This is a genomic window from Kribbella sp. CCNWLW201 (assembly GCF_037203805.1).
Classification (GTDB): domain Bacteria; phylum Actinomycetota; class Actinomycetes; order Propionibacteriales; family Kribbellaceae; genus Kribbella.
Genome location: NZ_JBBCBQ010000007.1, coordinates 120,200 through 138,705, shown reverse-complemented (window position 1 = coordinate 138,705; position 18,506 = coordinate 120,200). Strand labels below are relative to the sequence as shown.

Genomic DNA, 18,506 nt, shown 5'->3' with positions numbered 1-18,506 from the left:
GAGGTGCGCAAGGTGATAGCCAACGCGGTCGGGTGGGCGGCACCACGCGGCCTACCCGCCACAGCATCGGAGGAACGTGTATGAGAGTCGCTCTGATCGGCGTCGACCACTGGTACTCGGCGTTGCCACTCGCGGACGGAGTTCGCTCGCGCGAGTGGCTCAGCCTGGCCGGCGTCTGGGATGCGGATCCCTGGCGGGCCACGCAGGTCGCACGCCGGTGCGGTGTCGACCGGGTCGAGCCGGATTGGCGCACGCTTGTGGATGATCCGGGCATCGACGCGGTGATGAGCTTCGTCAGCCCGGACCTGAACCACACGGTGTGCGTCGCCGCGGCCAAAGCGCGCAAGCACATCATCGCCAACAAGCCGCTCGCTCTGCGTCTGGACGATGCCTCCCAGGTGGTCGCCGCCGTACGTGGTTCGGGAGTCTGTTTCCTCCCGGCCGAGTCGCGGCAACGGCTGGGGCCAGGCATGGAGCTGCTTCGGAAATTGCTGTACGACGGCAGGATCGGTGAGCTCACCAGCGCGTCGATGACGACGTGGGCCGGGCTGCCGCAACGATGGGTGGATGATCCCGATCCCGGTTGGTTCGCGGATCCGTCCCGCACGGTCGGCGGCGGCTGGGTCGACCACGCCATCTACCAGATCGACGTACTGCGTTGGCTTCTCGGCGAAGAGGTGGTCGCGATCGCCGGCCAGACAGCCAATCTCCGGCACCGGGAACTCGGCGTCGAGGACTACGGGGTTGCCACCGTCACCTTCTCCGGGGGCGCGGTGGCGACGTTGGAGGACACCTGGACGGCGCCCGACAACAGGTTCCAGTCGAGCTGGACGATGGTCGGCAGCGAGGGTGCGGTGCGGATGGACGGGATCCTGGGACGGTTGCTCGTCCTCGCGGATGTCGCCCCGTTCAAGGGATGGGTGGAGGTGGAGCCGCCGGGCAAGCACGACCAGGCCGCTGACCTCGACCACTGGGCCGCAGTGATCAAGGGGGAGGCGGAGCCGGTGGCGACCGTCGAGGACGCATGGCACAACCTCGCCGCCTGCGTCGCCTTCTACGAATCCGTCGACGCTGGCCGGCAGCGCCGGCCGCAGGAAGGACCTGCATGAGGCCGTTGAGACTTGGTGTGCTCGGAGCGGGAATGATCGCGACCGGTGCGGTGGGGGTGTTGCCCAACCTGGCGTCGATCCGGCACAAGGTCGAGGTCGTCGCCATCGCCGACATGGTGCCTGACTTGGCTCGATCCGTGGCCGCGACGTTCGGTATCCCGCAGGCTTTCACGAGTCTGGAGGCCATGCTGGACGGCGCGGAGCTGGACGCCGTACTGAATCTGACTCCGATCCCGGCGCATGGCGAGACCTGCGCCCGGATACTCGAGGCGGGTAAGCATCTCGCGACCGAGAAGCCGCTGGCGACCTCGATGGCCGACGCGGACCGGATTTGCGACCTCGCCCTCGAGCGTGACCTGACCGTCGTCTGCGCGCCGTACAACATGCTCTATCCGGACCGTGCCGAGGCTCGGCGGCTCGTTCGGGACGGGGCCATCGGCAAGGTGGCTTTCGCGCGCGTCCGGTCCTCGCATGGCGGGCCTGCGTCCGGAGCCTGGCCGGCGGATCCGACCTGGTTCTATCAGAAGGGTTCCGGCCCGTTGTTCGACATGGGCGTCTACGGCATCCACGAGATCACCGGCATCCTCGGTCCGGCCCGGCGCGTGGTCGCCTTCTCGGGGATCACCGAACCGACCCGGACGGTCCGCGGTGGGCCGTTCCAGGGAAAGCAGATCGACGTCACCGCGGACGACAACGTGCTCATGCTGCTGGACTTCGGCGAGTCGACCTTCGCCGTGGTCGACGGCACGTTCAACGTGAACGCCGGCCGGGGCCCGAAGCTGGAGATCTTCGGCCGGGAAGGGACGATCAACCTCAGTGGGCGACCGTTCGGCGGTGAGGGGCCCGCACTGGAGATCTTCCGGTTGGACGCGGTCGGTGGACTGCCGGGCTGGCTCACTCCTGACCTCCCCGACGGTGATGCGCCGATGCGGCGGATGATGACGCTGCACCGGGCTGTTCTGGTCGACCACCTGGCTGACTGTGTCGCTGCCGGGGCTCGCCCGACGCTGAATCTCGAGCACGCACGGCACGTCTTGGAGATCATGCTCAAGGCCGATGAGTCGGCGCGCAGCGGCCGGGCGGTGGACCTCAGCACGACGTTTTCGCTGTCCTACTTGGGAAACAGTTCGTGAAGCGTCCGATCGCAGTCCAGCTCTGGTCGGTGTACGCGGCGGCGCGGAAGGACTTCTCGGGCGTACTGCGACAGCTCAGCGAGATCGGCTATGTCGGAGTCGAGACCTTCGACCTGCACGGGCTGGAGCCCGCTGCCGTATGGCAGTTGCTGGACGATCTCGGGCTGACGCGGTGCAGCTCGCATGCGCCGTACGACGTACTGCTGGAGAGACTCAGCCCCGACGTTCTGATCGAGCTCGACATGCGTCACCAACAACCTCTCATCCGGCAGACAGCCGGCACGGTAACGAACCTGGGGCCGCCGCCGATATGTCGGTAGACGACCGCTTGGGGGGCCTGGCGGTCGATGGGGGGAATGCATGAGCGGGGGCGTTAGGCGGCTTGTAGCTGCTGTGGTGGGTGTATGTCTTCTCGCTAGCTCGGCGTGTACGTCGGACGGCGAGACCGCTTCGCCTGCGTCAACTCCGTCGTCTGGCATCGAGGTGCACGGTGGTACGGCGGCCAAGCTCAGTCACGGTGGCGTCACCGTCGCGCTGCCTGGATCGTCGGTGACCGGCGAGGGCCGGCTGAACGTTGACGCCGATGAGCAGGTGCCGGCGACCGCGGCTGGTCTCACGCGGGTCGGCACTGGGGTGCGGGTCGAGTTGTCCGGAGCCCAGCTGAGCGGTCGTGCGACGGTCGAGTTCACCGTGCCGCCTGGATGGGACCCGAATCTCGTGCCGGTTGTCGCCTGGCAGGACGGTCGTGGTGGGTGGCGATGGTTGCCGACGTCGCCGTGGAAGCCCGGTCAGCCGACGGTGACAGCGCAGACGGATCACTTCTCGTCCGGCTTCCTGGGCGGGTTCGACGTCACCGCTGCCGCGAAGGACGCGCTCGGCCGGCTGGGCAATTGGATGACCGGGCGAGCGGGAGTGGCTCAACCTCAATGCAAGGGTGAGGCTTCGCTTCGTACGGCGGTCACTGTGTCGTCGGACGGTGGAGACTCGGTGAAGTGGTGCGCCGGCGTCGAGTCGGGACGCACTGTGCTGCGGATTGCGAACAACCGGTTGGCCTACACGCAGGTGACCTACCCGACGGGGTGGAAGGTTGTCGCAGGCAACAGGTTCGGCTTCAGCGCGGATGCCTTGATCCAATTCCTCGGAACCCAAGCTGAGCAGATCCAGAAGCCACGCGGGCGGTCCGTCGTACTGATCCGAAGTGGCGAGAGCATCACCCTGCAGTTGCCGGCTGTGCCGGATGCCAAGGTACTGGCTGAGATCAGTCAGATGGCGTACGGGCTCCAGATCCTCGAGTTGGCGTCCGCGGTGCGCGGCGCGGTGATGAGGGCTGCCGGACAGGCGGTCAAGTCTGATGGCTGGGTCGAGCGGCTGGCCAAGACTGTGACGAGCGGTGATCCGTCCAAGGCCTGGATCGACACAGCCAAGACCTGCCTGGACGCCTTTCGCAACGCCTACACGGACAACATCTTCGACGTCGCAAAGGCTGCCGACGTGGTGAAACAGACCATGTCCTTCACCATCAAATGCACCGGAGCCATGGCGCGAGTGTCGCTGGCCGAGTCCGGTGTCGGACTGTTCCTGGGCGGGTTGGTCCTCGGCGTCGTCGACCTGGTCGTTTCGACGATCGGTACGGCGCTGTCTCTGATCATCCTGAGCGCGCGGGAGATCTGGGACTCGGTCGCGAGTTTCGGCGGCAAGAGCAATCCGATCTACGGCATCCACTTCGTACCGAAGCTGGTGCCGACCGAAGTGATCCGGGTGAATCCGCTGGCGGCGTCAGGAGAAGTGAAGCCAGGCTGGCAGATCGAGGACACCGGCGAAGGGCTGGAGTGCGCACCGTTCGACGAGGGCTACCCGTCGCCGGCGGCCGTCAGCGCGAACATCTACTCCTGTGGATCGGCTGCCTCCGGCGCTGATGTCTGCTGGGTTGCCGCCGGCGGTCCGGCGATCTGTGGTGGCGAGCCGTGGGAGAAGAAGGTCTATCGCTGGACGCTGGTCGACTCGGCACTGCCCGCGGTGAAGCCTGAAGCCGATCCGTGGCCGTGGGGCCTGCAGTTGGCCGACGGCACCCGCTGCCGCCTGCGCAACGGAGGCTCGTGGTCGGGACGCCCTGATGGCTGGAACGGCGCCTATTACTGCAAGGGCGTCGACTTCGTCGTTCTCTCCGACAGCAACGACAACTACCGCCACCTGGACAGGAGCTCCCCGACCTGGAAGGTCTGGATCGGCAAACTCGACGACTCGGCAACCTCCCTCCCAGCACCCAAACTCGTCCCCGTAGCCAAGGCCTACTTCGCCTCACGCTAGGGCCCACAACCGGCAGTGCCGGTAGCGCGGCGCCGGTGCGCCAAATACCAGAAGCCGATACCGAAATCAATAGTTGACTGAGTTAACTAATCCGTCTAGATTGCTGGGCACAATCACAGTGGCTTCATCCGGTGGCGGAGTGTGACGTCTGGGGTAAGCGCTTTCCCGCCTGGGTGTGTTGAGGCGCCGACTGAGTGACCGCCTGGGCGCCGGCATGCCTGTGAGGCCCGTGGTGGCCGATGTCCACAGATGAGAGGTCGCACCGATGAGGCACCAGCTCAGTGAGAATCTGCGGCAGTTGGATACGACGGGAATGTCACGACGTCAAGTTCTCGGTCTGGCCGCGATGGCGGCGGCAGCCGTTCCGCTGGCTTCGGGTTGCAGTGGCGAAACCGGCCCTCTCGAGCCGCTGAAAACGCCGCCTGAGAACGAGATGTACCCACTGGCCGCGGCCAAGGAGCTCTTTCACTCCTTGGACTGGCCGAAGACCGACGTACCGGAGCCGACCAAGCCGGTCACGGTCACGATGGCGATCACGGCGGACAAGAACGCCGAAGTACGGCATCAGCAGTTCGCCTACTTCTTCCGTGAGCTGCACCCGAACATCGAGATCAAGCGGGAGGTCACCTCGTTCGCCGACTTCCTGACCAAGTACCTGACCTCCGCGGCCGGCGGGTCGCTGCCCGACGTGATGTATTGCCAGTACGCCTGGGCCTCGAACCTGATCCAGAAGAACATCCTCGCGCCGATCGACGACTTCATCGCCAAGACACCGGACTTCAAGCTCGACGACTTCGCGCCCGAAGCGATCAGCTATTGGGTCAAGGACGGCAAGCACTACGCCGTACCGTCGGACTCGGCGCCGAAACTGCTCTTCTACAACAAGGACATCTTCGACAAGGCCGGGATGAAGTATCCCGACCCGACCTGGACCTGGCAGCGCCTGCAGGAGACTGCCGTCGAACTGACCTCGGGTACCGGCGTGAACAAGATCTTCGGGTACACCCCGATGCCGAAGATGAGCGCCGACCTCACCGCGACCCACCTGCTGTCCTACGGTGGCCGACTCCTGAATCCGGACGAATCGGCGGTGCTGATCGACCAGCCCGGAGCGCACGACGCGCTGGCCCCTTGGGTCGAGCTGGCCGTGAAGCACAAGGCGGTGCCGAGCAATGCCGAGATGCTGGCCCTCGAGGCGGCCGACCCGTTCCGCCGCAACCATGCCGCGATGTCGGTCAACGGGTTGTGGATCCTGTCCGAGATGCAGACCTTGCCGAAGAAGGATCGCTTCCGCTGGGGCCTGACGCACATTCCGAGCGGTCCGGAGGGTCGCTTCTCGCCGCTGATCGGCAGCTCGTTCGGTATCACCAAGCGGGCCAAGAATCCCGAGGCCGCCTGGATCGTCCTGAACGCCTTCATGTCCGCTGCCGGGCACCGCTACTTCCGGGTGACACCGCCGTCGCGGTTGTCGACGTTCGAGCAGAACCTGGCCGACCTGAAGCTGCCGGCCCAGGTCGTGAAGGACGGAGAGTCGGCGGTCAAGACGTACGGAACCTCGGACGGGGTGCTCCGGGGACCGGCGACGACGAAGATCACGGACGCGGCGACGGTGACCTGGGACAAGGTGCGGGCCGGCACGATGCCGCTCGCCGACGGCCTGGCGGAGATCAAGGCCACCGTCGGGCCGATCCTGAAGGAGAATGCATGACCGCCGTGGCCGCTCCCGAGCGGGTACGGCGGCCGAGCATCGCCGGCCGTCGGTCGCCGTTGGCCCGGCGTGAAGGACGGCTGTTCCACCTGTTCGCGCTGCCCTGGCTGATCGGATTCATCTTCTTCACCGGCGGCCCGATCGTCGCCTCGCTGGTGATCAGCTTCACCAAGTGGGAACTGCTGTCTCCACCGGAATGGGTCGGACTCGGCAACTACCGGGAACTGCTGGCCGACGCGAACTTCCTCATCGCCGTCAAGAACACCGTGTACTTCGGCGCCGGATCCGCGATCTGTGGCGTGATCTTCAATTTCGTGCTGGCGCTGATGCTGAACGCGAAGGTGCGCGGGCAGGCGATCTTCCGGACGATCATCTACTTGCCCTCGGTGCTGTCGGGGATCGCCACGGCACTGTTGTGGGTCAACGTACTGCACCCGGACTACGGTCTGGTCAACCACTTGCTGGCCCAGATCGGGATCCAAGGGCCGGGCTGGCTGATGGACAAGGACTGGGCGATCCCGGGCCTGATCATCATGTCGGTGTGGACCACCGGCAACGCGATGGTGATCTTCCTGGCCGGACTGCAGGGCGTACCGGTGCAGCTGTACGAAGTGGCGCAACTCGACGGGGCGGGTTGGTGGGGACGGTTCTGGCACGTCACGGTGCCGATGATGTCGCCGATCATCTTCTTCAACCTGATCGTCGCGTTCATCGGCAGCCTGCAGGCGTACTCGCTGATCCTGTTCATGACCGACGGCGGTCCGGACAACTCGACGTTGGTGCTGGGGCTCTACGTGTATCGCTACGCCTTCCAGTACTTCGAGATGGGGTACGCGTCGACGATCGCGTGGGCGCTGTTCTTCATGATCATCGTCTTCACCGCGATCCAGTTCGCGGTTGCCCGGCGCTGGGTCCACTACGAGAACAAGTAGGCGGAGAACATGACCGGAGTCGACGTCCAGTCGCGGCCAGTGCACCGTCGCGACCCCGAACCCGAGTACCAGAGCGACACCCGTGGGCACGTTGAACGGGTCCAGCGGATCCAGCGGACCGGTGCCTACATCCTGCTGATCCTCACCTCGGCAGCCTTCATCCTGCCGCTGCTGTGGATGGTGACGACTTCGCTGAAGTCGGAGGGCAGTGTCATCCAGTCGCCGCCGCAGTTCCTGCCCGATGAGATCCACCTGGAGAACTATCCGCACGCCTGGACCGCGATGCCGTTCAACCGGTTCCTGATGAACAGTGTGCTGGTGACCACACTGTCGGTAGTCGGGAACCTGATCTCCTGCGTGCTTCCGGCGTACGCGTTCGCCCGGCTGCGGTCGCGGTTGCGCGGGCCGATGTTCATGGCGCTGCTGGCCACGATGATGATTCCCGGCCAGGTGACGCTGGTGCCGAAGTACCTGATGTTCTCCAAGCTGGGTCTGGTCGACACCTACGTCCCGCTGGTGCTGCCGAACTTCTTCGGTACGGCGCTGCTGATCTTCCTGCTCCGTCAGTTCTTCACCAGCATCCCGGAGGCCTTGGTCGACTCGGCCCGGATCGACGGTGCCGGTGAGTTGCGGATCCTGTGGTCGATCATGATGCCGCTGTCCCGGCCGGCGATCGCCACGGTGACGTTGCTGTCCTTCATCGGAACGTGGCCCGAGTACCTGGATCCGCTGATCTATCTGCGGTCGCCGGAGAAGTTCACCATTCCGCTCGGGATCGCGATGTTCCGGGGCCAGTACGACGACCAGTACAACCTGATGATGGCGGTCTCGTTGCTGGCCCTGATCCCGTTGATCGTCGTCTTCCTGGCGGCGCAGAAGTACTTCATCCGAGGTATCACGATGACCGGAATCACCGGCCGGTGAGTCCGACAAGGGAGAGTGATTCATCCGTGCGCATCACGGTATGGAACGAGTATTACCAGGAACCCAAGGACCCACGAGTGTCGGCGGTGTATCCCGATGGGATCCATCGCGTATTGGCCGAGGGCTTCGAAGCCCAGCCGGATTGGCAGGTTCGTACGGCGGTACTGGCCGATCCTGAGCACGGCCTGACCGAGAGTGTGCTGGCCGAGACCGACGTACTGGTCTGGTGGGCGCATCTGAAACACGGAGAGGTCTCCGACGAGGTCGTCGAGCGGGTCCGGCTGCGCGTCCTCGGTGGCATGGGCTTGCTGATCTTGCACTCCGCGATCGAGTCGAAGATCGCCCAGGCGCTTCTCGGTACGACGTGCCGGATGAGCTGGTGGCGGCACGGCGGCAGAGAGTTGATGTGGACCGTCGAGCCTGGTCATGAGATCGCGCAGGGCGTGCCGAACCCGCTGGTGATCCCCGAGGGCGAGATGTACGGCGAGCCGCTGCACGTACCGACTCCCGACGACCTCGTCTTCATCACCGCATATGAAGGCGGTGAGGTCCTGCGTAGCGGTTGCGGCTGGAAGCGTGGCCGAGGCCGGATCTTCTTCCTTGCCGCCGGCCATGAGGAGTATCCGATCTACTACCGGGACGACGTTCGCCTGGTGTTGGCCAACGCGGCCCGGTGGGCGAAGTCGCCGACGCCGGTTGAGCCGGTCGCGGCCAGAGTGCCGCAGCTGCCCGAGCACTGGTGGGAATCGACGGAGGTCCGTGCATGAGCCAGACGATCAAGGTGATCCAGATCGGCCTCGGCAATTGGGGAGCGGACTGGGCAACGAAAGTCCTGCCACAGCTCGAGGACCTGGAAGTCGTCGGTTGGGTCGACCGCTCACCACAGTCGCAGGCAGCGTTCATCGAACGGGTCGGAGTGGCCAAGGAGACTGTGTTCAGCTCCTTCACAGAGGCTCACGCCGTACACAGTGACGTGCGGGTCGTCTTTGCCCCGGTGGCGTTCGGGGCGCACGTGGACGTGGCACGCGAGGTTCTCGAGGCGGGCTGCCATCTGCTGCTGGAGAAGCCCATGACCCTGGACACGGACTCGGCGCGCGAGCTGATCAGGCTGGCGGAGTCCAAGAACCTGGTCTTCGGTATCGATCAGAACTACCGGTGGGGCGCTGGCGTGCCGGTGATCCGCCGGCTGCTGACCGAGGGGGCAGTCGGTGCCCTGCGCAACGTGTCGGTCCGGTTCCATCGCGACCACGAAGGCGTTCGGAACGACGCGCTCACCGAGATGACCATTCACCACCTCGATCTGATGCGGTGCTTATTCGACGCCAACGGCACCGCGGTGACCTGCGTACCGCACACACCGATCAGCACCCGGGATCAAGGCACGGACGGCGCCGACCTGATCATCGAGCTCGACTCCGGCCTGGTGGTCAACTACCACTTGTCGACCAACGGCATCTCGCCGAGTACGCCGTGGTCCGGGTACTGGCAGATCAGCGGCGACGAGGGAATGCTCACGTGGGGCGAGGCGACGTTCCACGGTCAGCCCCAGGCTCCGGTCAGGATCATCCGGTACGACGGTTCGGTGGAAGAGATCGACGTACCAGAGCCGACTGGTCTGCGGGATCGGGCCGGCGTCATGCGGATGTTCCTGGATGCTGTCGGGGGACAGGGGAGTCCGAGTTCACCGGCGGCCGACAACTTCCACAGCGTCGCGTTGCTCGAGGCGGTTCTCGACTCCGCGGCCAGCGACTCCAAGGTCGTTGTCGTGGGCAAGTAGAGGTTCACCACTCGCACCCCGACCAACTCGGAAGGCCAGATCGTGACCCCTTGGACCCTCACCTTCGCCAACCTCACCGCAACCATCACCCTCGACGGCCAGGGCCGGCTGACCCTGGCCGTCGATCGGGCCGGGCAGCCGGTCATCTCACCGTCCCGACTCGGCATCCGGACCGCTCATGCCGATCTCAGTGAAGGCCTGAGCTTCGATCAGCTCACGTCGGAGGAGGTCCACGACTCCTACGTCACTCTGATCGGCAGGCGTCATGATCACGAGTACGTCGCCACCGGCTGGACACTGTCCTTCACCAAGGGGGCCGACCGGCTGCAGCTCGAGGTACAGCTCAGCGAGCAAGGCGTTGCCTACCGGTACCACGTGCCGTGGAGCGGTCCGGTCACCGTGACGGCCGAAACGTCGGAGTACGTGCTGGCGGGTGATTCGCGTGCGGTGTTGCTGCCCTATGACAACGGCAGGTGTGACTACGAAGAACTGCATCTCCACACCACCGTCGCCGCCGCCGAGAAGATGCGCTACGGCTATCCCGCGCTGTTCAAGGTCGGCGAGAGTTGGTTGCTGATCACCGAATCGAACCTGGACGCGACCTATGCCGGATCTCGCCTCGACTACGACGGCGCATCCTTCCGGGTCGACCTTCCTGACCCGTACGTGACGTCGGCCAGCCCGTTGATCACGCCGTGGCGAACTGCGATCATCGGCGACCTGGCCACCATCGTCGAGAGCGACCTGATCACCAGCCTGGCCGCTCCCTCGAAGATTGCCGACACCTCCTGGATCAAGCCCGGCGCGGCAGCGTGGTCCTGGTGGTCGGACGGTCCGTCGACCCGGGATCTCGAAGCACAGAAGAGGTGGGTCGACTACGCGGCGTCCCAGGGCTGGCCGCATCTGCTGGCTGACGCCGGCTGGAACAAGGAGTGGATGCCGGAGCTGATCAAGTACGCCGCCGACCGGGATGTCGGCATCTTCTTGTGGTCGCACTGGCAGCACCTCGACTCCGAGATCGAGCATCGGGAGAAGCTTGCGCTCTGGAAGGAATGGGGTGCGGCCGGCGTCAAGATCGACTTCACCGAGTCCGACGGCCAGGATCGGATGCGCTGGTTCGACGCGATCCTGGCGGCGACCGCGCGGCTGCAGCTGATGGTCGTGTTCCACGGCGGCACGATTCCCCGCGGTACTGAACGTACCTGGCCGCAGTTCCTGTCCGCCGAGGCGGTGAAGGGTGCGGAATGGATCAAACCCAAGCCAGGTAAGCAGCCCTACCCGGCCGAGCACTATGTCGCCTTGATCTTCACCCGTAACGTCCAGGGGCCGATGGACTTCACTCCGGTGACCTTCAGTTCGGTCCGCTCGATCAGTGCCGGACACGAACTCGCGCTGGCCGTGCTGTTCGACTCCGGCATCCAGCATTTCGCCGACGACTATGCGGCGTACCAGCAGCGTCCCGCCGCACAGCGACTGTTGTCGATCGTGCCGACCGCGTGGGACGAGACCCGGTTGCTGTCGGGGGATCCGGCCGATCATGCGATCTTGGCTCGCCGGTCCGGTAGTCAGTGGTTCATCGGGGCCGGCGTCGCGGGTGAGGCCCGGGCGGTTTCGGTTCCGCTGGACTTCCTTACAGCCGGGACTTGGCAGGCCGAGCTGTTCATCGAGTCGCCGGAGGATCCACACGACCACGTGGTCAGCTCGGCCGTCGAAGTGGTTGCCGGTGACAACCTGACCGTCGACGTAGTCGCCAACGGTGGCTTCGTGGTGGTGCTCACAAAGTGAACAGGGTCTGGATCGCGACCGCCGCGGCGCCTCGGGCCCAGGCCTCGAACGGTCGATAGCCGAAGATCAGCTCACAGTCGGCCGCGGCACCGAAGGCCTGGCCGGCGAACGCCGTACTCGCCTCCTGGTGGAAATGCTCGTAGGAGGCGAGGTCGGCCAGGTCGGCGGTGACGATGATGCGCTCGGGGCCGACGAGGTTCGCCATCGCCGCGACGCTCAGCCCGATCGCCTGCCCGGCCCGCCCCACCGCGCGCCGGGCAGGCCCATCACCGTCGATGGCCAGCCGCAGTACGTCGGGAAAGTCGATCGACTCGTCACCGCTGGCTTCCCGGACCGCCTTGACGATCGGCCCGGAGGCGGCGATGGCCTCGACACATCCGTGGCCGCCGCAGTGACACAGCGGTGAGTCGCCTGCGACCGGGACATGGCCGATCTCGCCGGCGACACCGTGGGATCCGCGATGGACCCGATTGTCGATCACCAGGGCACAGCCGATCCCGATCCCGACGGTCACCACGGCAAAGCAGGTGGTGCCGACCCCGGCCCCGAACCAGTGTTCCGCCACGGCCAGCGCCTTGACGTCGTTCTCGATCGACACGGTCAGACCGGTGGCGGCTGCGGTCAGCTCGGCCAACGGCACCTGCCGCCAGCCGAGAAAGGGGGAGTAGCGAACCACGCCGGTGTCGCGGTCGATGTCACCGGAGATCGCCAGCCCGAGGCAATGGCTGCGCTCCTTGTACGCCGGCTCCGTGTCCCGCAGGACGGCCACCAATTCGGCGATCTGGGCAATCGTCTGATCGGCATCGGCCGACTGCAACGGCCAGGTCTGGGTGGTGACTACCCGGGCCCCGAGGTCGGTCACCACACCGACCAGATGGTCCTCGGTCACCTTGACGCCGATGAAGAACTCCCGATCCGCCTGGATCTGCAGTGGACTGGAAGGCCGGCCAGAGCCGACTGCCTGCCGACCTTGATCCAGGAGTTCCTCCAAGTAGCCGTGAGCAAGCAGCGGCTGAGCGGCTTTGGTGACCGCGGCCTTCGACAGCCCGGTCTGCCGGGCGATGTCGGCTCGAGAGATCGGACCCCTGGTCAGGACCATCGCGAAGACTCGCTCGGACGCCCCGTTGGTCACCGGCTTCGATCTGTGTACGCCGGCCATGAGACGCACTGTACTAGTCAGTGCAGCCGGTGGAGTCAGCGTGAGTCGAGCAGCCGGAGCGCTTCTTGGACTGAGTCGGTGACTGGTGCGCCGGTGGTCTCCAGGGCGGCGCGGTTCATGGCGCCGGTGTTGACGAGGATGCAGTCGGTGCCGGCCGCCTCGGCGGCGACCGCGTCGTCGACCACGTCGCCGATCAGTACGACGTCGGCCGGGTCCAGCGACTGTGCCTCGAGGTGTAGCCGCAGGCTGTCGGACTTGGAACCGCCACCGACGTCTCCAGGCAGTCCGTCGACCCGGCTGAAGTAGCCGGTGAGGCCGAATTCATCGATCGTCGGCACGAGTCGTGCGTGGAACCACATCGACAACAGGGACTGGGTCCGGCCGCTCTCGGCCCAGCGCTGTAGTTCGGTTTGTACTCCCGCTGCCAGACCACAGGTGTGCAGGAGGGCGTCGTACCGCTCGTGGAAGAGCTTGTCGACGCGGGCCCACTCCTCGTCGTCGAGCAGGCGTTGCAGGACCTGCTCGTAGGTGACCCGCAGCGGCCGCGCGTACACTGCCTGCCACTCGGCCCAGGTCAGGCTCGGCCGCCCGAAGTCGACGCAGACCGCGTTGACAGCGGCCAGTACGGCGTCGTTGTCGTTCAGCAGCGTCCCGTTCCAGTCCCACACGACATGCGAAATCACCCCGCCACCTTAAACGGCGGCGTCGAGATGCCGGGCGGGCGGTCCGTGAGTAAGATTCCTTCGTGCGGCAGCTTGCGGAGGGGGTAAGTCAGCTGTTGGGGCGGCCGCCGCATTTCATGAACGCGTATCTGGTCGACGACGTGTTGGTGGATGCGGGGACGCCCGCGGCGGCGGGCCGGATTGTCCGGCAGTTGCGGGGGCGGGAGGTGGCCGCCCACGTGGTGACGCATGCGCATCCGGATCATTTCGGGTCCAGCCATGCGGTGTGCGAGGAGTTCGGCATTCCGTTGTGGGCGGGTGCTGGGGATGCCGAGGCGATCGAGACGGCGAAGCCGGTGCCGGCGCCCGGGCGGTTGCCCGCGTTGCTGGCCCGGGGGAAGATGCCGCCGCCGCATCCGGTCGCGCGTCGGCTGGTCGAGGGGGATCGGGTCGGCAGCTTCACCGTGCTGGACGTGCCGGGACACTCGCCCGGTCACATCGCGCTGTGGCGGGAGTCCGATCGCACGCTGCTGTGCGGTGACGTCTACTTCCGGCTGTTCACGCTGTCCGCGCCGTGGAACTTCCTGACCTTCGATGTCGAGCGCAACCATCAGGCGATGCGCCGGCTCGCCGGGCTCCGGCCGGAGCTGGTGTTGTTCGGCCACGGCCGGCCGCTGCGGGATCCGGACCGACTCTCCAGGGTGGCCGCCGCGCTGCCGTCGTACCAGGCGAAGAACCCGCGGTCCTGAATGAGCGGAATCCTCGAGCGGCCGGACGAACTCGGCCGGATCGCCGCTGCGCTCGACGCAGCCAGGCAGGGCGACGGCAAGGTCGTGGTGATCGAAGGCGAGGCCGGGATCGGCAAGTCCCGGCTGGTCGCGGAGACCCGGGCGATGGCGAAGGAGCGCGGGTTCGTCCGGATGCAGGCGATCGGTGACGAGCTGGAGAGCGCCCTCTCCTGGGGGGTGGTCCGGCAACTGATCGAGCGGTCGATCTCGCGGTACGCCGGTGAGACCCGGGCGGCGATCATCGCCGGGCCGAGCGGACGCGCGATCGAGGCGCTCGACAAGGCGACACCGGACGCCGGGGACGCCGAGGTGGCGCGGACCATGCACGCGCTCTGGTGGGTGGCCGTCGATCTCGCCTCGCCGCGGCCGCTGCTGATCACCATCGACGACGCACAGTGGTCCGATCCGCCGTCGCTGCGGTTCCTCTCGTACCTGTCCAAGCGGGTCGCGGACCTGCCGATCGCGCTCGTCGTCGCGACCAGGCCGCCGCCGGACCGGCTGGGTCCCCTCGCCGAGCTGACCGTCGCCCGGCACGTCGAGCGGCTGCTACCCCGGCCGCTGAGCCGCGACGGTATCGCGGCCCTGAGCGTGGAGCGGGCCCCGGCCGAGGCCGTCGTACCGGCGGAGCAGGTGGTGGATGCGTTGCTGGCGGCAAGTGGCGGGAATCCGTTCCTGGCCGAGTCGCTCCTCGACGAGCTGACCGTCCTGGACCGGCCGGTGACGGACCCGGCCACAGCGGCAACGATCCGCGGCCTCGGTACGAGTGCCGTCAGCCGGACCTTGCTTGCCCGGCTCTCCCCGGAGGCGCTGGCGTTGGCGAAAACGGTGGCGGTTCTCGGCACCCGCGCGGACATCTGGGCGGCCGGATCGGTGGCGCAGTTGGCCGAGTCCGCACTCGCGGCGGCCGTGGAGGAGCTTGTCGCCGCGCATGTCCTCACCGTCGAGTCCTCCCAGCTGGGCTTCGTCCACCCGGTGATCCGTGAGTCGGTCAGGTCGACGCTGGGTCCGGTGGACCAGGCCGCGCTGCACGGTCGAGCGGCAGAGGCCCTGTGGGCTGCGCGTGCGTCGGCCGATCGAGTCGCCGCGCACCTGGTCCAGGCACCGGCCGGGACTCTCGACGAGGCTGTGGCCATCTTCGGCGAGGCAGCGACCATGTGCGCGACAGCGGGCGATCCCCAGAAGGCGGTCGACTACCTGACCCGTGCGGTCGAGGTGGAGCCGGGCAACGCACAACTCCAAGGCAGGCTGGGGAAGATGCTGCTCCGCGCCGGCGAGCCCCTCGGAGCCCGTCGGCATCTGCTCGCCGCCGCCGACGCGAGCGCCGGCCGGGATCGAGCCGAGTTGCTCGGTACGGCGGCAACAGCGACAGCCGCGGTCGACGGCCCGCTCGCAGCTACGGCCGAGCTGGTTCAGGTCCTGGACGACTGGGCTAAGGACGACCCGGCGCGGTTGTCGCTGGACGCACGGCTCGGGATCGTCCGGTCCTACCTGCCGTCCGAGCGGAAGAAGGCGTCACAACACCTCCGCGGTTTCGCCGAGTTGCCTGGGGACACGCCGGACGAGCGGATCCTGCTCGCCTTGCTCGCGCAGTGTGGCCGGTACGAGGTGAGTCCGTCGGCCGAGGTACGGCGTACCGCGGAGCGGGCGTTGCGACGCGGGGCACTGTTCAAGGACTCGGTGGGTCAGGCAGACCCGCTGGTCGGCTGGCTGCTGGCGATGATGTCGCTGATCGCGGCCGACGGGGTCGACCCGGCTCGCGACGAGATCGCCGGCGCGCAGGACTGGGTCCGCCGTCACGGTTCGCCGATCGAGTTCGCGATGGTCGCCAACGTCGCGGACTTCCTGGCCTGGCGGTGTGGCGATCTGCCCGCCGTCGAGGCCGACGCCGACGGGGTCCTGGCCGCGGTCGCATCGGAGGAACTGACGCCTCAGGTGGTCGCGGTGCGGGCGACGGCCGTGACCTTCGCGGTGTACGCGCTGCTGGAGCGCGGCGATCTCGCCGGCGCGCAGGCGATCCTGGCCGACTTCGACGAACAGACCCGGACCGCGCCACGGGTGATCGCCACGATGTGGTTGCAAGGACCCCGGGCCCGGATTGCGTTGGAACAGGACGATCCTGCCGCGGCGTTGGACCATGCATACCGGCTGCGGGACGAGATGGTGGCGGCAGATCTGGATCCGCCGGCTGTGCCTTGGCGTACGCCGGCCGCGCTGGCTCAGTTGAGGCTCGGGGCCGAGGTGGAGGCCCGGGAGCTTGCGGCCGATCAGCTGGAACTGACCCGGCGCTGGGGTGCTGCCACCGACTTGGGTGCTGCCCTGCGGCTGACGGCAAAGGTCGACCTGGGTCAAGGTGCCAGGCGGGTGGAGACGCTCACCGAGGCGGTCGCCGTACTGGAGAAGTCGCCTGCTCGGCTGGAGCTGGCTCGGGCGCTGGTGGATCTTGGTGAGGCCTATCGCGTCGTCGGGCGGCGTTCAGATGCGCGGGAAGCGCTGGCCCGGGGTGGTGAGCTTGCGGCCGGTTGTGGGTCGGCCGTGGTTCGGCAGCGAGCCGCGGAAGCCCTGCAGGCATTGGGGGATCGACCTCGTGCGCTGGTGGCTCCCGGGCAGGACTCGCTGACGGCCAGCGAGCGCAGAGTGGCCGGGCTGGCCGTGAGCGGACGTACCAACCGGGACATCGCGCAGGAGTTGTTCGTGTCGCCCAAGACGGTGGAGAACCACCTGGGCCGGATCTACGTCAAGCTCGGGATCACCGGTCGGCGCGAGCTCGCCCGGGCCCTGACCTGACCCGTCGTACCTGAGACAGCGCGAGGTCCGAGCGGCACCCTCCCTCCAAGGGCCGCTCGGACCGTGCTGCTCAGCTGGTCATCACCCGACCGGCGGAGCCGCCGCGTACCACTGGAAGGCCTCGGCGAACTTGTTGGCCCCGTAGGTGTCGCCGGTGAGGTGCCAGTAGATCCGCTTCCGCAACGTGATGACTCCGGTGTCCTTGTTGGTGTGCTTCACCCAGATCGTCGACTTGGTCAGGGTGACCTTCTCGTCCCGCACCGCGGACTGCGTGTCCGTGTCGCTGTCGGCCGCGAGGGCCGGATCGTGCACGGTCAGCTCGACCTTGCCGGAGCCGACGTCCCCCTTGGCCTCGACCACGGTGATGGCGTGGCCGCCGTTGCGGGTGTAGGTGTTGTCGGCGTTCTTCGTGTAATGACCGAACCAGAGGTGCACCGGCGCGTACCTCAGCCGGCTGGCGATCTCCCGCCCGAACTCGGCGACACCGTTGACGTCGTCGGAACCGGTCCAGTTCCGGTCGATCCCCCAACCGGCCTGCTTCGCGCCGGCGGTCGCGGCGTCGAAGGCGGCGATGTTGCCCCCGACGCTGGTGCTCTTCGAGTCCGCCTTCATCCCGGCCTTGACGCCGAGCCAGCCGACCCACTCGGTCGCCTTGGCGTAGTCGGCGGGTTTGTGCGGGTCGTGCGCGGTCAGCAGTTGCCCGTTCGGCGTCATCCGCATCGGCAGGCCTTTGTGCTCGCCGAGGTAGTACATGACGTTGAAGAGCGTGGTCGGGCCGCAGTGATAGTTGCCGCCCAGGTTCAGAGCGGTGCGGTGCTGGTCCGCGTCGGTCACGTCGCACAGCTTGACCAGGTACTGCGCACCTTCGACGTCCCGCTGCTCCGTGCACGGCACCTGGATGGGCAGGTCGGATGCGGCCGCACTTCCCGCCGGCAGCACAGACCCGGCAACCACTGCCGCAACCCCCGCGAGTACGGCGATCCCCTGACGCTTCATTTCCTGCTACCCCCAGCTGTTGTGATTGGTGTGTGTTTCCCCGTGTCACCAATCTCCCGCGCGGGTGACCCCCCAGGCATGAGGGTCAATCCCTCATCTTCGCCCTGGGGGTCTGGGGGTCACTTGACGGCGCCGCCGGTGACGCCGGCGATGATGCGGCGCTGGGCGACCTGGAACAGGTTCAGCGGCAGCGTGTCCATCCGTCCGCCGATGACGAAGAACGCGAAGAAGACGTCGTTCCAGATGTAGAGGCAGATCAGGATCGTCGCCGTGGCGAGGACCGGGCGCAGCAGCGACAGGATGATGGTGAAGAACATCCGGACCGGGCCGGCACCGTCGACGCGGGCGGCCCCCTCGAGCTCGTGCGGGATGGTGCGGATGAAGCCGGTGATGAAGAAGATGGCCGTCGACGGCGAGCCAGCACCCACGGCGCCATGGAGCC

At 66.9% G+C, this 18,506-nt stretch carries 16 protein-coding genes; 12 read left to right on the top strand and 4 right to left on the bottom strand.

Translation table 11 applies throughout. The annotated features are described in order from the left end of the window. Positions 1–80 precede the first annotated feature (80 nt). From V9K99_RS26875 to V9K99_RS26830, 10 genes are all read left to right on the top strand, one after another. Positions 81–1,109 carry a Gfo/Idh/MocA family protein gene (locus V9K99_RS26875; protein ID WP_337324060.1) on the top strand — a complete coding sequence of 343 codons (1,029 nt, stop codon included), beginning with the start codon at positions 81–83 and terminating at the stop codon, positions 1,107–1,109. After that, positions 1,106–2,242 carry a Gfo/Idh/MocA family protein gene (locus tag V9K99_RS26870; protein WP_337324061.1) on the top strand — a complete coding sequence of 379 codons (1,137 nt, stop codon included), beginning with the start codon at positions 1,106–1,108 and terminating at the stop codon, positions 2,240–2,242. The genes V9K99_RS26875 and V9K99_RS26870 overlap by 4 nt, the downstream gene beginning before the upstream one ends. After that, a complete protein-coding gene (locus V9K99_RS26865) occupies positions 2,239–2,562 on the top strand; it encodes a hypothetical protein (RefSeq protein WP_337324062.1) in 324 nt (107 codons plus the stop codon). Before V9K99_RS26870 ends, V9K99_RS26865 begins: the two co-directional genes overlap by 4 nt. A 76-nt stretch (positions 2,563–2,638) precedes the next feature. Then, the gene (locus V9K99_RS26860) at positions 2,639–4,549 is read left to right on the top strand and encodes a hypothetical protein (protein ID WP_337324063.1); all 1,911 of its coding nucleotides are present in this window, start codon (positions 2,639–2,641) and stop codon (positions 4,547–4,549) included. Between the two features lie 265 nt (positions 4,550–4,814). Continuing rightward, on the top strand, positions 4,815–6,257 hold the full coding sequence (locus tag V9K99_RS26855) for an ABC transporter substrate-binding protein (protein ID WP_337324064.1): 1,443 nt from the start codon (positions 4,815–4,817) through the stop codon (positions 6,255–6,257). Then, positions 6,254–7,189: a carbohydrate ABC transporter permease gene (locus tag V9K99_RS26850; protein ID WP_337324065.1), complete on the top strand. Its 936-nt coding sequence runs from the start codon at positions 6,254–6,256 to the stop codon at positions 7,187–7,189. Before V9K99_RS26855 ends, V9K99_RS26850 begins: the two co-directional genes overlap by 4 nt. A 9-nt stretch (positions 7,190–7,198) precedes the next feature. Beyond that, positions 7,199–8,113, top strand: a complete 915-nt coding sequence (locus V9K99_RS26845) for a carbohydrate ABC transporter permease (protein ID WP_337324066.1) — start codon at positions 7,199–7,201, stop codon at positions 8,111–8,113. A gap of 26 nt (positions 8,114–8,139) precedes the next feature. Beyond that, the gene (locus tag V9K99_RS26840) at positions 8,140–8,880 is read left to right on the top strand and encodes a ThuA domain-containing protein (protein WP_337324067.1); all 741 of its coding nucleotides are present in this window, start codon (positions 8,140–8,142) and stop codon (positions 8,878–8,880) included. Beyond that, a complete protein-coding gene (locus V9K99_RS26835) occupies positions 8,877–9,890 on the top strand; it encodes a Gfo/Idh/MocA family protein (RefSeq protein WP_337324068.1) in 1,014 nt (337 codons plus the stop codon). Before V9K99_RS26840 ends, V9K99_RS26835 begins: the two co-directional genes overlap by 4 nt. Positions 9,891–9,932: 42 nt before the next feature. Next, positions 9,933–11,675, top strand: a complete 1,743-nt coding sequence (locus V9K99_RS26830; RefSeq protein WP_337324069.1) for a glycoside hydrolase family 97 protein — start codon at positions 9,933–9,935, stop codon at positions 11,673–11,675. Here V9K99_RS26830 and V9K99_RS26825 read toward each other — a convergent pair. Further along, complete coding sequence (locus V9K99_RS26825; RefSeq protein ID WP_337324070.1) at positions 11,665–12,834, bottom strand: ROK family transcriptional regulator; 1,170 nt, start codon at positions 12,832–12,834, stop codon at positions 11,665–11,667. The two genes, V9K99_RS26830 and V9K99_RS26825, sit on opposite strands and share 11 nt — an antisense overlap. Before the next feature lie 35 nt (positions 12,835–12,869). Continuing rightward, on the bottom strand, positions 12,870–13,517 hold the full coding sequence (locus tag V9K99_RS26820; RefSeq protein WP_337324071.1) for an HAD family hydrolase: 648 nt from the start codon (positions 13,515–13,517) through the stop codon (positions 12,870–12,872). A gap of 62 nt (positions 13,518–13,579) precedes the next feature. Here V9K99_RS26820 and V9K99_RS26815 point away from each other — a divergent pair, with 62 nt between their 5' ends. After that, a complete protein-coding gene (locus V9K99_RS26815; protein ID WP_337324072.1) occupies positions 13,580–14,245 on the top strand; it encodes an MBL fold metallo-hydrolase in 666 nt (221 codons plus the stop codon). After that, a complete protein-coding gene (locus tag V9K99_RS26810; protein WP_337324073.1) occupies positions 14,246–17,068 on the top strand; it encodes a helix-turn-helix transcriptional regulator in 2,823 nt (940 codons plus the stop codon). A gap of 81 nt (positions 17,069–17,149) precedes the next feature. Here V9K99_RS26810 and V9K99_RS26805 read toward each other — a convergent pair whose 3' ends face one another. Both V9K99_RS26805 and V9K99_RS26800 read right to left on the bottom strand, forming a co-directional pair. Then, positions 17,150–18,064 (bottom strand): hypothetical protein, encoded by a 915-nt coding sequence (locus V9K99_RS26805; protein WP_337324074.1) that lies wholly within the window; start codon positions 18,062–18,064, stop codon positions 17,150–17,152. A 119-nt stretch (positions 18,065–18,183) separates the two neighbouring features. Beyond that, the gene (locus V9K99_RS26800; RefSeq protein ID WP_337324075.1) at positions 18,184–18,492 is read right to left on the bottom strand and encodes an ABC transporter permease subunit; all 309 of its coding nucleotides are present in this window, start codon (positions 18,490–18,492) and stop codon (positions 18,184–18,186) included. Positions 18,493–18,506: the final 14 nt, after the last annotated feature.

Excerpts from the sequence above, each read along its gene's own strand:
- V9K99_RS26825 (WP_337324070.1), bottom strand. The coding sequence starts at position 12,834 with ATGGCCGGCGTACACAGATCGAAGCCGGTGACCAACGGGGCGTCCGAG.
- V9K99_RS26850 (WP_337324065.1), top strand. The coding sequence starts at position 6,254 with ATGACCGCCGTGGCCGCTCCCGAGCGGGTACGGCGGCCGAGCATCGCC.
- V9K99_RS26855 (WP_337324064.1), top strand. The coding sequence starts at position 4,815 with ATGAGGCACCAGCTCAGTGAGAATCTGCGGCAGTTGGATACGACGGGA.
- V9K99_RS26835 (WP_337324068.1), top strand. The coding sequence starts at position 8,877 with ATGAGCCAGACGATCAAGGTGATCCAGATCGGCCTCGGCAATTGGGGA.
- V9K99_RS26845 (WP_337324066.1), top strand. The coding sequence starts at position 7,199 with ATGACCGGAGTCGACGTCCAGTCGCGGCCAGTGCACCGTCGCGACCCC.
- V9K99_RS26810 (WP_337324073.1), top strand. The coding sequence starts at position 14,246 with ATGAGCGGAATCCTCGAGCGGCCGGACGAACTCGGCCGGATCGCCGCT.
- V9K99_RS26875 (WP_337324060.1), top strand. The coding sequence starts at position 81 with ATGAGAGTCGCTCTGATCGGCGTCGACCACTGGTACTCGGCGTTGCCA.
- V9K99_RS26805 (WP_337324074.1), bottom strand. The coding sequence starts at position 18,064 with ATGAAGCGTCAGGGGATCGCCGTACTCGCGGGGGTTGCGGCAGTGGTT.
- V9K99_RS26870 (WP_337324061.1), top strand. The coding sequence starts at position 1,106 with ATGAGGCCGTTGAGACTTGGTGTGCTCGGAGCGGGAATGATCGCGACC.